Here is a 14602-nt window from a genome sequence, read left to right as displayed (position 1 = left end):
TCATCGGCGGTTCACGACGCGACTGCGCCGGGCGGAGCGTCGGTGCTGCTCGCGTGCAGCGAGCGTGTTGACAGCGATCACCGGCGCGGGCACCGGCACTTCCTGTTCGGGCGACGGCTTCCGCTCGATCCCGAGCATGGCCTCGAGATCCCGCCAGTGCGCCTCGCGCCAGCGGTCCCAGCCCCGCATCGCGGCGAGCGCGCGGGCGTAGTTCGCGCAGTCCAGCCACTCGTTCCGGCGGCCGCCGATCGGCACCCACTCGCGCCGGGTGCGGCCGCGGTTTGTGCTAACCACGAGTTCCTCGGCCGTCAGCTGCTTCACGCCGTCCTCGGTGACGTCGCGCGGCAGGTGGACGAACCCGGCGGGGAACGCCTCGCCACCGGGCGGGCGCTGCAGCGCGAGGCAGCCCATCAGCTCCTGCTTGGCGAACGAGACGCCGACCCGGACCGTCTTCAGCCCGCGCCGGAGCTTCTTGCCCGCGGCGTTCGCATCCTTCGCACCGACGCCAAGGAAGGCGCCGGCATAGCTGTCCGCGCCGTCGATGGCGTGGACGTTGCCGCGGCCGGACTGGGACCGGACGAAGGCGTAGACCTCGGCCGTGAAGGCGCCGGAGTCGATACCCCAGTCCCGCACGGCCATCGGGGTGCCCGTCTCGTGCTCCCAGGTCTCGTCGAACATGGCCGCGAGGTCGTTCCAGACCTGCGCGCGCCCGGTGTCGCCCGGCAGCACCCGGTGCTCGACCAGCCACCGCTCGCGGTTGCGGCCGAAACCCCAGACGCTGACCTCGATCCGATCCTTCTGGACGTCGGCGCCGGCGAACAGGATCAGCGCGCCGCGCGAGACCGTCCCACTCAGGTAGCTATCGCGCCGCGCGTAGACGTCCTGCCATTCCGGCGTGTCCGCGCCTTCCTTCCAGGTGCGGGCCAGCTGGGTGTTGAAGAACGTCCGCAAGGCTTCCGGCCCTCGGCGCAGCGCCCGCGCGAACTTGGCCACCGTCTTCGTGATCGTCTGCTTCGGCGCGTACAGCTTTGAGGCCACGCCTCCAGCATGCTCGTTCGAGACCGCCTCGGCGCCGCAGTGCGCGCACAGGGCGCGCCGCACACCGTGCGCCTCGGGCGCCCAGCGCTCCGGGGTCTGGTGCTCGCCGCAGCAGGTGAAAGGGCGCGTCTGCCGCCACTCGACCTTGCGCAGCGCGATGAGGCGATGCGCCTCGCTCCAGGGCTCCTCGCACCTGACGCACTCGTACCGAGCGGTCTCGGGCAGGATCCGGTCCTGCGCGTCCTTGTCGAACTTGACCCGATCCCACTCCAGCGACTGCCATGTGCCGCAGCCCGGGTGTGGGCAGCAGACGTAGGCGCGGCGCTGGTCGCTCTCGTCGTAGGCCGCCTCGATCGCGCTGCGGCCGGCGATGGTCGGCGAGCAGGTCTGCACGGTCAGGGCGTTGGCCTCGAACTCGGCCTGGCGCTCCACCGCCAGATCGATCGGCGGGCCTTCGCCACCGGCCGAGGCCGGGAACTTGTCGATCTCGTCGCACATCAGCAGCCGGATCGGCCGCATGGCGAGGTTGGTCGGGCTATTCGCGCCGACGAGCGTGATATGCCCGCCGGGGAACTGCTTGTGCGTCAGCGTCGCGCTGGCGTCCGTCGCCTTGGCCTCACCGAACAGCTCGCGCAGCTTCTTGCTGTCCCGGATCATCGGGGCGAGCCGATCCTTCGAGAAGGTCTCGGCCGCGTCGTCCTTCGGCAGCACCACAAGGATCGGGCTCGGGTCGAGGTGCACGAACCGGCCGATGATGTTCTCGATCACCGTGGTCTTGAGCAGCTGGGTGCACGCCATCAGCGTCAGGGTGCGCACGCCCGGCTCGGTCGCCCAGAGCATCGGACCGCGGGCGACCTCGACGCGCGAGACCACGAACCGCCCGCCGTTCGACGATTCCTTGCTCAGCCTCCGGAAGCGCTCCGCCCAGTCCACCACGTCGAGGTTCGGCGGCGGGGTCATCCCGCGCCGCCACGACCTTGCGAGGCTGGAGGTGTCAGCCGAACTCGACGTCGGGCTCACCAAGTTCGGCGAGATGCTTTCGGACATAGGCAGTCAGGATCGGCGTCAGCATCCGGGCATCGATCCCCAGCTCGTCGGCCATCTCGATGGCGACGCGAGCCGGCCACGTCATCCAGGCGTCCCGAAGATCACGGGCCGTGTCGAAGAACAGCGCCTCGGCAGCGGCACGGTCGACGAGGCGCTTGTCGTTCTTCAGGACCTCCTGCCGGCGGAAGAGGCCGAGGAAGTTCTCCTTGCGCCGCACCGCCTCGCTGAGCGGCAAGTCCTGAGCATCGGGGTCGTAGGCCGGTGGCTCGTCGTCCAACTCGGCGGGGCGCAGCAGTGGCGCCGGCGGTGGCGCCGGCGGTGGCGGCGCGGCGGGCGCTGGCTTCGGCGCTGGGCGCTCTCGCGGGTCGGGTTCTTCCTTCGGCACGGCCCGGACCGGACGGTGCGTGGTGCCGCCCCGGTAGTTCGCCGGGCGCTGATCGAGGTTCCACTCGGTCGCCTCGACGTCGACGAGGCCCGCTGCGGTCAGGGCGAGCAGGCCCGAGGCCTTCCACACCGTGACGGTCTTCTTCGAGACGCCACGCATCCGGGCGAACTCGGCCTGGGTGACGGCCTTCTGAGCCTCCGCCATGGGGCGTTACCTCGTTACCCCTGGTAACGGTTACCGGGTTTTCGACCCTTGGAACTAGGAAGGGGCCGCGCCTCTACAGCCCGTGTCGCCGCCGAAACGGCAGGGTCCCTCAACCGTGCAGGGATGTCACAGTGTTGCTCTGCCGCCACTATTTCGGCCGGGGGCTCATCCTCCTGCCCAGGCGCCGGGCCATTGCCTCGACGTCCTCGATCGTGGTGCGGATCACCATGCGGGTCGCAGGTGCGATGGCACCGGGCTGTCCCCGCAGAGTGGAGCGGACGGCGTTACCGATGGCTGTGCGGCGCTCTGAGCAGCGGCAGGGCATCAGTGCAGGACCTCTGCCTTCACAGCAGCTAGCGCCGCCTCTGCCGTCTCACCGAACGCAAACCACACCGTGTGATGCAGCGGCTCGTACAGGATGTGGGCAGCCTCGAAGGGCTCGGTCGCTCGCTTGGCCTCGGCCATGAAGCCTCGGGTCTTGGAGCGGGTCACCCGATAGGCGAAGGGCTCGGGCATTCGGGCACAAGCCTCCATCGCAGAGAATCGGGGGTCTCCCGTTCTCCGACCGGGGCTCAACCACTTGCCCGAGGGCCAGGTCGAACGCGGGTCAGTCGACGTCGGCCGTCAGGCCGCGTCCAATTGCGTCCGGTCCAGCCGCATCGACGACTGGCGACCGAAGATCGAGACGTCCACCTCGACACGCCCCTTCGGGAGGAGCTTGCGGACGGTGGCGGTGAAGCTGGCGAAGGGGCCTTCGCAGACGCGCGCCTGATCGCCGACCTTGAGGCCGACGGACTCGCTGGCGTTGGCGCGGCCGAGCATGACGGCGAATGCGCCCACCTGCTCGGCCGCTACCTCGACGGGGCGGTGCACGACACCGGGGATGTTACCTGCGGCGCTGGCGTCGAAGGCCGGCGCGGACACCACCTCGGACACGCCGGGGTAGGCGAGGACCTGCCCGAGCTGCGAGCGCTCGGGCAGCCCAACGAAGATGGTGCGCGGCAGGATGGGGGTGGAGCGGATGGCGCGGCGGTTGCGCCGAATGACGATCTCGGAGTGGCGAAGGCGGACGGTGGCGATGCCCAGCTTGCCCATCGTCTCGCACGTACGATCGCCCCAGCGGGGCCGCGTGCGGGCGATGTGCCATGTCCGGCCCTCGCTGAAGAGCGGGTCCAGCGTCAGCTTCTCGGACGCGGCATCACGGGCGGCCTTCGCGCGCCGCTTCTCCCGCTCCCGCTGCTTCCGACCCGGACGTGCCATCTACGCGTTCGTCATCCATTCCGAGAAAACTCGGGTAATCACCCGATAACACCGTGATGCGATTATCGCAACACATCGCTCACGCCCAGTCGGGGCGGACGGCCTGGCACAGGGCGACGAGCCGGTTCTCGATGTCCCGCTGGTACGCCGCCTCGCGCTCGACGAGGACGCAGCGCATCCCCTCGAGGTAGGCGGCCGTGCCGGTGGTGCCCGAGCCCGCGAAAGGGTCGAGCACGAGGCCGCCCGGCGGCGTCACGAGGCGCACCAGCCAGCGCATCAGGCTGACCGGCTTGACCGTGGGGTGCTCGGAGCCGGCGCGGTCCCAGGCGCTGGCCTTGGCCGCGTAGAAGAACCGGCTCTCGCGGCCCGGGAACGCGGCCAGGACCTCGTCGGAGCCGTCGTGCAGGACGTTGGCGGGCCAGCGGGTCGCGGCTCGGGCACCCGTTCGGTTCGAGCCGTTAAGTCCATCGCCGAATGTGTTTTTCGAATTTTCGTTCCGTTTGCGAAACATCGGCACGCCGTCGGGCGCCGCGATCTGACACGCCTCGACCGAGAGCCCACCCGTCCCCCAGGTCAGAACGTTTCCGGCCACGGTGCCCTCGACAGCCTTGCGGGCCAGCACGATCGGCTCCCAAGCGGGCTTGAGCGCGGTGCCGAGCCCCTCGCCTACCCGGTGCGATTTCGGGAAGCCGGTCCCGTACAGCCACCCGAGCTGGTCGCGGATCTCGAAGCCCGCGTCCTCGATCGCAACCGCGAGGCGGTGGTAGGTCCGGGTGCCGGCGAAGGCGACGACGTGGCCGCCCGGCTTCAGCACCCGCAGCACGTCCGCCCAAAACGCGGCGGCAAAGGCGGTCTCGCCGGTATCCCAGGTCTGACCCATGAACCCGCGGGCGGCCCGGGCATAGGCGCCGTCGGTACCGAACCCGGCCGGCGCCGCGCCCGCCTTGCCGAAACGCTTGGCGATCGACACCAGCGCATAAGGAGGATCCGTGCAGACAGAATCGATCGAGCAGTCTGGCAGCGAGCGCAGCACCTCGCGGCAGTCGCCCGGCTCCAGCCGGACTCGGTCGGCCACGTAGCCATGGAAGGCGAGCTCCCGGGTCTGTCGGTTGCTCACTGGCGGTCCTCGGCGTGAACCACCGTCATGCTTCCGAGCTCACCCCGCTCGTGGCAGAGGCGAATTTCGGCGGAGCGCCGGCGGATCGTCTGCCCGCATTCCTCGGCGAACTGCCGCGCTCGGCTCGGAACCGCAGTGACGTTGGAGGTGCCCGCCATCAGCGCGACGACGCTCAGACAAGCGTCGACCACGTCTCCGCTCAGGATAGCCGCGGAGCGTCCATCCTCGCTGCGAGAGACGTCCACGATCGCCTGAAGCAACGCGGCTTGGACGCGATCCCGATAGTCTGCGTTTTTAATTTCGAGCATCGACATGAGAGCTTTTCTCCGTATCGACCCGGCGCTCCCGGCGCCGGGATTACGATAGTAATAGGGAACTGAGCGCACCGAGCGCCTTCAATGGAATCAACGACTTAAACGGACCAAGCGCACCAAGCGCGAACCAAGCGCGCGCACCGAGCGCAGCCAATGATTTCAACGACTTAGCGGGACCGAGCGCGCTTGACCCCGAACCGAGCGCAACCAAGCGCAGAACCGAGCGCACCCTCATGTGTTGTGATTTTCGAAACACTCGGCCGCTGATTTTTGCGCGGCGGCGTCCCCGAAAAGGATAGCGTCGAGATCCTTCCGGTTCTTGCGGACGGTGCCGAGCCTGACGGCGCCGCGTTCCAGGAGACGGTGCATCGCCGCCTCCAGGGCGCTCTCGGACACGTCATTCGCCTCGGACATTAGACGCATGACCCGCGGCGCGAAGGTGGACGCTCGGTCCTTCGCGCTGACGTAGCGCTCCTGTTCGATTAGGGTGCGCAGGGCGTCCATGAAGGCGGCCTCGGCAGCCAGGGCGGGGTCGACCGGTCGCCCCTCCTTGTCGAGCTTCAGGTGCAAGGCGCCCGCCCGCCATTCCAGCAGGATCTCGGCCCCGAGCTTCCCGTAGTTCGCCTTGGTGGTCCGCAGGATGCGGCCGTTTCCGGACTGATCCTTCTCCGGCCGAGTGAGGTACAGGCGGGACCGCACGGCGTTCGCCCAACCGGTCGACCCGGAGCGGCCGGAGCCCTCGGCCATGCCCGAGACCGACGGGTGCGCGATCAGCACGACTGTCGTGTCGAACTCGACGCAGAGCCGATTCGCCACCCGGTTCACGAACCCGGTGACCTGCACGCGGTCGAGCTCGCTACCGCCGAACATGTTGGCGACGGGGTCCAACAAGACGACCGCGGGTCGTATCTCGGCGATGGCGCGTCGGAGCTTCTCGAAGAACGCCGTGGCCTTGCCCGCGGGGTGCTCGCGAGTGAAATCCATCAGGACGCACCCGCCCGCCGCCAGATCGTCGGCCGACCACCACGATGTGCCTTCGAGCTTCTCCAGGGGCGCGCCGATATCGCGCTGCCGGCGCCACAGCTCGTCGGTGTCGTCCTCAGAGAAGACGCCGAGTACCCGCCCTTGAACCACTTTACGGCCGAGCCAGTCGGCGCCCTGATCCACGCAGGTTAGGAGCTGCTGCCCGAGGAGGCTCTTACCCACGCCGCCATCGCCGGTCAGGATCGTCGTCTTCCGGCGGGGGATCAGCCCGTCGACCAGCCACTCCCGGGGCGGCGGATCTCGGCCGGCGAACGCGATGGGGCGCGTGAAGCTCAGGGGCTCCGGTTGCTCGGTCGGGATCTCGGCCTCTTCCTCCGTGACCGGCTCGAAGTCGACCGTCGGGTTCCTGACGCCTGGCGGCTCGCGCCCGTAGGAGTAGGCGTTCGCCACCTTCACGGCGAGCGACTCCCACTCCCAGGGCGGCGCGCAACGCGGGTTCCAGTGCTCGGCCATCATCTCCAGGCAGGACAGCTCGGACAGGCCGAAGTCCTTGACGTCACATGCCACCCGATAGGTCGTGAGATCCCCGCCCGCGCCTTCGATCGCGAGTGGTGCCTTATCCAACAGCCAGTCCCGGGCCCGATCCAGGGCCGGCTGCATGTCGAGCAGGCAGACGACGTTCCCGTCGGTGCGCGTGCGCGGCGCCGGCTTCCCGGCGGCCTCCACCAGCCACGCGGGCGCCGCCCGCAGCGTGCCCCCCTGCGCCGTGTAGGCCTTGCCGTCCACGATGCTGCCGGGCGCCACGACGTAGCCGCCCTCCCCTCGCGTATCGAGCCCTGGCGCCACCCGGGAGGCGGTCGAGGCCGCCGGCGCGTCGACCAGGAAGTAGCGGTGCTCGCCGCCGGTGGTCGTGCCGACCGTCATCGTGACGAGCTCGTCGTCGCCGTAGACGAGCTGCAGCTCCGCGAGGCTCTCGCGGCCGCGCGCGCCCTTCTTCACGTCTACGTCCAGCACCAAGAGGTGGCCGCTCTCGCCGAAGCGATGGGTGGCGATCCCGATATTGTACTCGTGGTGTCGCTCGGCCCCGAGGATCGGATCCTGCTCGACCCACCACGCTCGGATCACGGCCGGGTCGCGGGTCGCCCGCAGCAGATTGTCCTTGATCGCCGGCGTCTTGCCGCCCGCGATAATGGGGAAGACGAAAAACCCCCGCGCGGCGAGCGCGAGGGCCTGATCGAGGAACGAGTGTTCCGACATGGGGGCTGCGCTCATTTCATGAACTCGGGCAGGTCGGTTTCAGGGCAGGACGTCGAGGGCGGCCTGGATGAAGGCGACGGCCGCTTTCGCGTTGATCGCGTTGCCGCAGGCGCGCAGTCGTCCCACGCGGTTGGCAATCCCATGAGCCAGCGGGAATGTGCCGGGTTCAACAGGCCGCCACCGACCATCGCTGCAGCCGAGCCACTGCGCTCCGCGCCAGAAGCCGCGTAGAGCGCCTGCCGCGCCAATGGTTGCCCCTTCGACCCGTACAGCTCCTCGCTCGTCAGGCGGGACCGATCCGATCTCCAGTCGCGGGCGGATGGCGTCGCCCAGTAGGCTAGCACCGCCATCTGGGAGAGCGGCACTCCCGTGTCCCACGGGCGTGGGGGCTTGTCCCCTCGACGATGATCCTCCGCCGTCGGGGTGGGCCACGAACCAAGTCCGGTGCCGCCCGTGCGGGGCGCCGACGCCCGCAGCAGGGAATACGATCGGCCCGAAGGCGTAGCCGTCTGCTTCCAGGTCAGTCTGAACAAGATCGACCCACATCCGGCCGTCCTTGCCATCAACCTGCTCGCCAAGGACGACCTCAGGGCCGCACTCGCGGATGAGGTGGTGCCATGCGGGCCAGAGGTGCCGCTCATCAGCGAACCCGCGGCCGCGGCCTGCCTTGCTGAAAGGTTGGCACGGGCAGGACCCGGTCCAGACGGGCCGGTCGGCGGGCCAGCCGGCGAGTTCGAGGGCGTGGTCCCAGACGCCGATTCCCGCGAAGAAGTGGCACCGCAGGTACCCGTCGAGATCCCGGGGGTGGACGTCCCGGATGTCGCGCTCGTCCACATCTCCGTCGGTGAGCCATCCGAAGGTGATGAGGTTGCGGATCCACTGCGCAGCATAGGGGTCGATCTCGTTGTAGTAGGCACGGCGAGGCAGGGCTCCGGCGATCATTTCCGATACCTCTTCCCGCGCCAGCCCTCGGCGGTGATGGGGAAGCCCTTGGCCCAGGCGGGCGCCTCGGCGACGAGGGCGTTGAACTCGTCGAGGTCGCCGACGCCCTCGGGCACCTCGCTCACCACCTCGTCGTGCACGTGCATGATGATGGGATAGCCGCGCGCCTCCAGGCGCACGATGGCGCCGGCGAGCAGGTCGCGGCACACGGCCTGGGTGATGTTCTCGACCAGCGAGCCGCCGTAGGTCGGGCCCTCGGTCCACGCCTTCGTGAGCCCGTCCACGTACTTGTAGTGGAGGGCCGGCTGCGGCTCGCCGTTCTGCTTCCACCCGCGGGCCAGCCATCGACCGAGATCCCGGTCCGGGACGCGGCGCTGCTCCGTGACCGGCTCGCCGCCGTCCGGGGCCGGCGTCGTCCGCTTGATCCAGACGTACGGCACCAGCTTCGGGTACGGGTAGGACAGCGCGCGGCCGCTCGGCAGCCGGCAGAACAGGAAGGAGCCGCGCACGAGGTACTTCACCTCGCGGCCCGGCGGACCGGCGGTGAAGACCTGGCCCTTGTTGGTGACGGCGCTGATCGCCGCCTCCTCGGCCGCGTACCAGTACGAGACGATCGCCGGGTTGGCGGCGCGCCACGCGCTGACGATCTCCTTCACCTTGGCGTCCGGGACCTTGACGCCGTAGCCCCGGGCCATGGCTTGGAAGGCGCCGACGCTGCCCTGGTAGCCGCAATTACTGGCTATCAAGGCCCCTTCGGTCGTCAGAATCGTGAAGCGCCGTCTCGGCCCCGCATTCAAGATGTCGAAGACGGGCTTCGAGCTCGTCGATTCGGAGCTGCATGGCCCGGACGCTTCGTCTGTTGGCGCAGTTGACGCTCCGGGTGACGAACCGGAGGTTCCCCGGCTCGTAGCCGCGGTCGTTGTCTCGGCGGTCGAGTTCGAGCGTAGGATCGTCCCACCCGGGGAGGGTGACGAGATACGCGAGGAACGCTGCTCGGTCCGTTCGCCAGGGCTCGTGGACGAGGATCCCTCGGCCCCCATAGTCGGGGTACTGCACGTCGTTCGGGTTGCTGCAGCGGTTGTAGATGGCCGAGATGCGGTTGCAGAGCCGGCGCCGGGTTGCGTCGTCGGGCACGAGGCCGGCGTACCCGAACCACTGCTTGACGGTTCGCTTTTGCTGCTGGCGGGAACAGGCGTCGCAGCGGGTTGTCCTGCCAGCGCGCAGGTTGCTGACGTTGACCGTGTACGGGCCCAGGCCGCACGAGCAGCGAACATGGACGCCTCGGAGGCCGCCGAGAGGCCCCCGCTCGAGCGCAACGACCTCAAGCTCTCCGAACCGATCGCCCGGGCTTGGCTCAGCAAGGTGTCCTGCGAGGCGACCTCGCTCGTCTCGGCCCAGCCGTCGTTCGCGAGGAATCGGTGATCGGGCGTCGCCCAGACCCCGTCCAGCATCACGGTGGGGCGCGATCCCCGGTCTATAAGGCCGTCGTGGCGTACCCATTCGACACCGTCCCAGAGCTGGTCGTCGTTGCGGATATCCTGGAGAGCGACGGCTCCCCGAGGGGTCAGAACCAGGGTGTCGCCGGCGATGCAGGCGAGGACGACGACCTTGCCGATCTGGCGCTCGTCCGGATCCTTCTTCTTCGAGATCGGCCGGCCGTACACGTCGCTGGCGGCGTGGCAGTAGATGTCGGCGCCGGTACGGAACACGTCCAGGACGCGCTCTTCGCCAGCGAGCCACGCGATGCCGCGCGCCTCGATCGCCGAGAAGTCCGCCACCAGCAGGTCGTGCCCGGGCGCGGACACGATGCAGCCGCGCAGGCAGTTGCTGATCACGTCGAGCGGGGGCCCATACAGCAGGTCGATGGTGTCGACGAGGCCGCTCACGACCGGACCTCGCCGAAGCCCGGCGCGCGGAGTACGGCAGCGAGGCGGCGGCAGATATCGGCGCGGGCGGGGCCCGCGTCGGCGGCCGCATCCTCCAGCGCCGCGGCGACAGAGCCGGGATCCTCGCTCGGCACCGCGAAGGAGACGTCCGCTTCGAACTCGGCGGCCTGCGCGTCCCAGATCTCGGCGAGACGCCGATGATGCTCGGCCTGCCGCCGCGCCTGTGCGGCCTGAGCGCGGCGAGAGCGCAGCCAGTCGGCGGATCCGCGAATCGAGAGCGCGGTCATGCTGCCATCCTTTCCGGGGTGCGGGTGAAGTTCTCGACCTTCGCGACGAAGGAGCGGGCCTCCGCGGGGTCGTTGCCGTTGCGGCCCTGCTTCCGGGCCGAGAAGGACCAGGCCATGCTGTCGGCCGAGAAGAGCAGCCGGCGAATGCCCGCGTGGCGGAGGCTCGTGAGCTTCACGCCGAAGCCGTGGAGGCGCAGGTCCGGACGCACGGCGTGGATCGCCGACAGCACCGAGAGGATCTGCTCGGGTTGGCTGTTGCGCTTGCAGACGGATCCGACGCCGACCCACATGCCCGGCTTCAGACGGTCTCCGTAGGCCCGGCGATGCAGGAGATAGTCGCGAGCCGCGAAGCCCTGCAGGACCGGCAGGATGTGGAACGGCAGACCGCAGGCATGCAGCGCGTCATAGCGCTCGATCGTCAGGCGCTGATGGTCCGCGATCGTCAGCCCGGTCTTCGCGAGCATGAAGGGCTCGCACATGTAGTCCTGCGCCACCGCGGCGGTGATGCGGACCACGCCAGCCTCGTGCAGCCGCCGCAGCTCGCTGGCGTACTCCTCGACGCTGTGCCGGTAGCGACCGTGCTTCTCCAGTTCAGTGAACGCGGCGCCGTCGATCACGACGTCAGCGCACGGGACCGGTTTCTTCCGGCCCCGAAGGCGGTTGATGGAGATGAAGGCGCGCTCGAATCCGCGGGCGTCGCCCGGCTGATGCAGGCCACAGTAGAACCGCAGGGCTGTGCTTTCGCGCGAGCCGATCACGGCCGGCCCTCTGCGCGCAGCACATCCGCGAGGCTGGCGCCGCCCGCGTGCCGGCCCGGCGCGCCGCTGACCTCGAGCAGGTGGTCCCGGCACCACGAGGTCGGCTTGCCGCCCTTCCAGGCGACCGGCTCGCCGCAGAACCGGTGCGCGTCGCGCGCGGCGCCGTGCGACGTGCAGGCGAATCGGCACTGGCCCTCGCGCAGCTCGGCGATCCGGTAGGTGCCGGGCTCCGGCGTCGGCGCCGGCGCGGCCTTCACGGCGGCGCGCTCGGCCGCCTGGGCGGCCAAGGCAGCGGTCGCCGCCCGGCGCTGGCGCTCGTAGAGAAGCGCAGCGCCGGACTTCTTGGCGGGGCGTGTCGCGGAGCGGCCCATCAGACGGCCTCGGGCGCCGGCAGGCCGAGCATGGCGTTCAGCTCGGCAATCTGCGGCGCCGGCAGGCCGGGAGCGCCCGTCTTGCTGGCGAGGCCACGAAAGAACGGCTCGCCCTCGGGCCAGAGATCGCGGAGCGCCTTCAGCGTGGTCACGCTGTAGAGCAGGGCCTTGAGGGACTGCTGTGCCTTCTCCCGCTCGGCCTTCAGCCCATCGCGCGCCTGCAGGAAGGCCTGGACCTCCGCGATCAGCGACTCGTCCGCGACGTTGCCGAGGCGCTCACGGTGCGCGTGCTGCGCAGGGACGCGGAGAGCGTCGCCGATCACGTCCAGGCGAATGTTCAAGCCACCGACGTTGAAGCGAAGCACCCGGTCCTCCGGGAGCCAGCCGGACGGGATCGAAGCGGCCGCCTTGCGTACCGAGGCCGAGAACACCGTGGCGTAGCAGCGGCGCGCGAGCCGATCCTCCTCGACCCTCAGCGCCTGCTGCCGATCGGCGAAGCTCGCCTCGACCGCGGCCTTCACGACGTTGTCGCGATCCTGGTTGGTCAGTCGGACGGACGGGATCTTGTCGGTCTTGGTCATCGTGTGCAGAGCTCCAGCCACCACGTTGCGATAATCACATCACCGTCGCCAACATTCAGCACGTCCCCGTCGATGCAGACGCACCGGGGAATCCAGGTCTGAAGGCCGTTGGCGTCGTTCTCGAACAGGACCGACTTGTCGGTTACTCTAACGACCTCACCCGAAAGGGTCTGAAACACTTTCTTCGACATGCGCTCCGCCTTTGCTGAGCAGGTCCAAGACGGCGTCGATGTCGTCCTGATCCATGGATGGCCGCGGGAAATTCTGCGGCTGGATGCGCCGCCCGGCCCACCGGCCGGTGTTGGCGCCGTGGAACTGGAGGATCCCGCGCACGCGCCCGTCGGCGCTCGCCGCGGCCCGCATCGCTTTCAGCTTCGCGGTGCTGCTCTTGGCGGCGTCCCGGCGCAGCTCGAGCGCGCGGCGCACGTCCGCGGGCAGGTCCGCCCGCGCCAGCAGGTCGACGATGTCGGCCTTGGCGACGCCCTCGGTCTTCACGCCGCGCATCGCGATCCAATCGCCGAGCTCCATCACCTTCGAGCAGCCGGACACCCAGCCGCCCGTGGTGATCGCCATCTGCTGGTCGAGGCGCTGCTTCGTGGCCTCCACGATGGCGATGGCATTCTCGATCGCCGGCAGGTCGACGCGGATCCCGCGGTCGTTGATGCGCTGATCGAGGTTCCAGAGCTCCTGCTCGGACAGCGACAGCGGCAGCAGGCGGGACTGGAGCGCGCGCTCGGCCTCCACGTCCTGGGCGCAGTAGGCGTAGAGCCGCGCGAGCTTCTCGGGTTCCTCCCACCACACCGGCCGGCCGTCGGCGTCGATGCGGCGCGGGCGCGCGAGCTGCATCATCACCTGCCGGCCCTTCATGTCCTTGCCGACCTCCAGGCCGACCGCGGCGGCCGCGTTCTCCAGGCTGCCGGGCAGGCCGAGCGCGTAGGCCATGGTCATCGTGCAGCGGGTCTGCTCGACCGGCAGCCGCGGCCAGCCGTAGCGAGGCGCCATCAGCCGATTCCAGATCGCGAGCTCGAACGCCGCGTTGTGGGCGACGAAGGTGGCGCCGGCCTGGATGTGCCGGAACAGGAACTTGCGGACCTCGGCCGAGCCGCAGTCGTCCCGGGTCAGCACCGTCACCGGTTCGGCGTCGACCGCGTAGGCCAGACAGAGCACATCGGTGCTCGCGTCCTCCGAATAGACGTGGACGCCGGCCTTGCGCAGGTCGCAGGCGCTCCTCGATTCGAAGTCGACATGCAAAGTCGTCACGCCTGCCGCTCCGGCTGGACGCGGTTCGCCTTCTCCCAGGCGACGACGTCGGCGAGCCGGTACCGGACCAGCTTGCCGAGCTTCACGAACGGCACGCCGCGGCGGCGATGCCGATGCAGGCGCAGGCTCTGCTGCGTGGTCCGCCAGCGGCTGGCGAGCTCTCGGGTGGTCAGGTAGGTGGTCACGGCATCTCGCTCATGGCATCGTGATGCGATATTCGCACCACGTGAAACGCACGTCAACGCGCGGCAACGCCGCGTCAGGTGCGGACCCATCGGACCGGCGTGGCGCTCGCGAGCCGCACGTCCTCGATCGCCGGCCCGAACAGCGGGGTGATCGTGTACTGGCCCTCGTCGAACCCGCGGGCGAGGAAGCCGGTCATCACCCGGCCGTCGTCCAGGCTGACGACGCTCAGGCGGCCGATCGCGTCGGCCTGCACGTCGCGCGCGGGGTAGTAGAACAGGACCCAGCCGTGGTGCGGCTGCCCGGGGCTGTTCACCCGGATGGCGGTCGCGCCCTCGTGCATGTCCTGCGGCGCGGCCACGGTCTTCGCCGCGTCGCTGGTGCGCAGCGCGCCGCCGGCTGCCACCATCCCACGGACCGGAATGGATCGCTCGCCCGCGGACACCGCGACGCCGGCGCGGCTCAGCACCTCGCCGACCGGCACGCCCAGGAGCTGCGCCAGCGTGCCGGCCTCGCTGACCGACATCTTGCGCTTGCCGTTCAGCATCAGGCTCAGGGCGGCGTGGTCCATCGGAATCATCTTGGCCAAGCCCCTCTGCGAGAAGCCCTTGTCCTTGATCAGGCCCTGAAACCAGGTGGTGTCGACGGTCGTGCTCATGGCCGGGATATTTCGAAATTCGAAACATGCTGTCAAGGGCCATTGCGCTTATCGCGCCCTATTGACTCGA

General features: G+C 69.4%; 16 protein-coding genes. All 16 read right to left on the bottom strand.

Annotated elements, in window-relative coordinates; translation table 11 throughout:
* The 16 genes from P9K36_RS00225 to P9K36_RS00150 all read right to left on the bottom strand — a co-directional run bounded on the left by P9K36_RS00225 (position 1) and on the right by P9K36_RS00150 (position 14532).
* A complete protein-coding gene (locus P9K36_RS00225) occupies positions 1–1998 on the bottom strand; it encodes a terminase gpA endonuclease subunit (protein WP_278306428.1) in 1998 nt (665 codons plus the stop codon).
* Positions 1999–2032: 34 nt separating this feature from the next.
* Complete coding sequence (locus P9K36_RS00220; RefSeq protein WP_278306427.1) at positions 2033–2674, bottom strand: hypothetical protein; 642 nt, start codon at positions 2672–2674, stop codon at positions 2033–2035.
* A 324-nt stretch (positions 2675–2998) separates the two neighbouring features.
* A complete protein-coding gene (locus tag P9K36_RS00215) occupies positions 2999–3190 on the bottom strand; it encodes a hypothetical protein (protein WP_278306426.1) in 192 nt (63 codons plus the stop codon).
* A gap of 108 nt (positions 3191–3298) precedes the next feature.
* Entirely contained in the window at positions 3299–3769 is a 471-nt protein-coding gene (locus P9K36_RS00210) for a KOW motif-containing protein (protein ID WP_278306425.1), read from the bottom strand.
* A 244-nt stretch (positions 3770–4013) separates the two neighbouring features.
* Positions 4014–5051, bottom strand: coding sequence for a DNA methyltransferase (locus P9K36_RS00205; protein WP_278306424.1), 1038 nt, complete (start codon positions 5049–5051; stop codon positions 4014–4016).
* Positions 5048–5365, bottom strand: coding sequence for a hypothetical protein (locus P9K36_RS00200; protein WP_278306423.1), 318 nt, complete (start codon positions 5363–5365; stop codon positions 5048–5050). Before P9K36_RS00200 ends, P9K36_RS00205 begins: the two co-directional genes overlap by 4 nt.
* Positions 5366–5596: 231 nt before the next feature.
* Positions 5597–7621 carry a bifunctional DNA primase/polymerase gene (locus P9K36_RS00195; protein WP_278306422.1) on the bottom strand — a complete coding sequence of 675 codons (2025 nt, stop codon included), beginning with the start codon at positions 7619–7621 and terminating at the stop codon, positions 5597–5599.
* 24 nt (positions 7622–7645) lie between these two features.
* Positions 7646–8548, bottom strand: coding sequence for a DNA cytosine methyltransferase (locus tag P9K36_RS00190; RefSeq protein WP_278306421.1), 903 nt, complete (start codon positions 8546–8548; stop codon positions 7646–7648).
* Positions 8545–10434 carry a DNA polymerase gene (locus tag P9K36_RS00185; protein ID WP_278306420.1) on the bottom strand — a complete coding sequence of 630 codons (1890 nt, stop codon included), beginning with the start codon at positions 10432–10434 and terminating at the stop codon, positions 8545–8547. The genes P9K36_RS00190 and P9K36_RS00185 overlap by 4 nt, the downstream gene beginning before the upstream one ends.
* On the bottom strand, positions 10431–10721 hold the full coding sequence (locus tag P9K36_RS00180; protein WP_278306419.1) for a hypothetical protein: 291 nt from the start codon (positions 10719–10721) through the stop codon (positions 10431–10433). Before P9K36_RS00180 ends, P9K36_RS00185 begins: the two co-directional genes overlap by 4 nt.
* Positions 10718–11479: a hypothetical protein gene (locus tag P9K36_RS00175; RefSeq protein ID WP_278306418.1), complete on the bottom strand. Its 762-nt coding sequence runs from the start codon at positions 11477–11479 to the stop codon at positions 10718–10720. Before P9K36_RS00175 ends, P9K36_RS00180 begins: the two co-directional genes overlap by 4 nt.
* Complete coding sequence (locus P9K36_RS00170) at positions 11476–11850, bottom strand: hypothetical protein (RefSeq protein WP_278306417.1); 375 nt, start codon at positions 11848–11850, stop codon at positions 11476–11478. The genes P9K36_RS00175 and P9K36_RS00170 overlap by 4 nt, the downstream gene beginning before the upstream one ends.
* The gene (locus P9K36_RS00165; protein ID WP_278306416.1) at positions 11850–12431 is read right to left on the bottom strand and encodes an Nmad5 family putative nucleotide modification protein; all 582 of its coding nucleotides are present in this window, start codon (positions 12429–12431) and stop codon (positions 11850–11852) included. Before P9K36_RS00165 ends, P9K36_RS00170 begins: the two co-directional genes overlap by 1 nt.
* 156 nt (positions 12432–12587) lie before the next feature.
* Complete coding sequence (locus tag P9K36_RS00160) at positions 12588–13691, bottom strand: hypothetical protein (protein WP_278306415.1); 1104 nt, start codon at positions 13689–13691, stop codon at positions 12588–12590.
* On the bottom strand, positions 13688–13876 hold the full coding sequence (locus tag P9K36_RS00155; RefSeq protein WP_278306414.1) for a DNA-binding protein: 189 nt from the start codon (positions 13874–13876) through the stop codon (positions 13688–13690). The genes P9K36_RS00160 and P9K36_RS00155 overlap by 4 nt, the downstream gene beginning before the upstream one ends.
* Positions 13877–13950: 74 nt before the next feature.
* Entirely contained in the window at positions 13951–14532 is a 582-nt protein-coding gene (locus tag P9K36_RS00150; protein ID WP_278306413.1) for a helix-turn-helix transcriptional regulator, read from the bottom strand.
* Positions 14533–14602 lie beyond the last annotated feature (70 nt).

Origin of the sequence: Methylobacterium sp. 391_Methyba4, assembly GCF_029691625.1 — a bacterium.
Classification (GTDB): Bacteria; Pseudomonadota; Alphaproteobacteria; order Rhizobiales; family Beijerinckiaceae; genus Methylobacterium; species Methylobacterium fujisawaense.
This window is presented reverse-complemented; position numbering and strand designations above follow the sequence as displayed.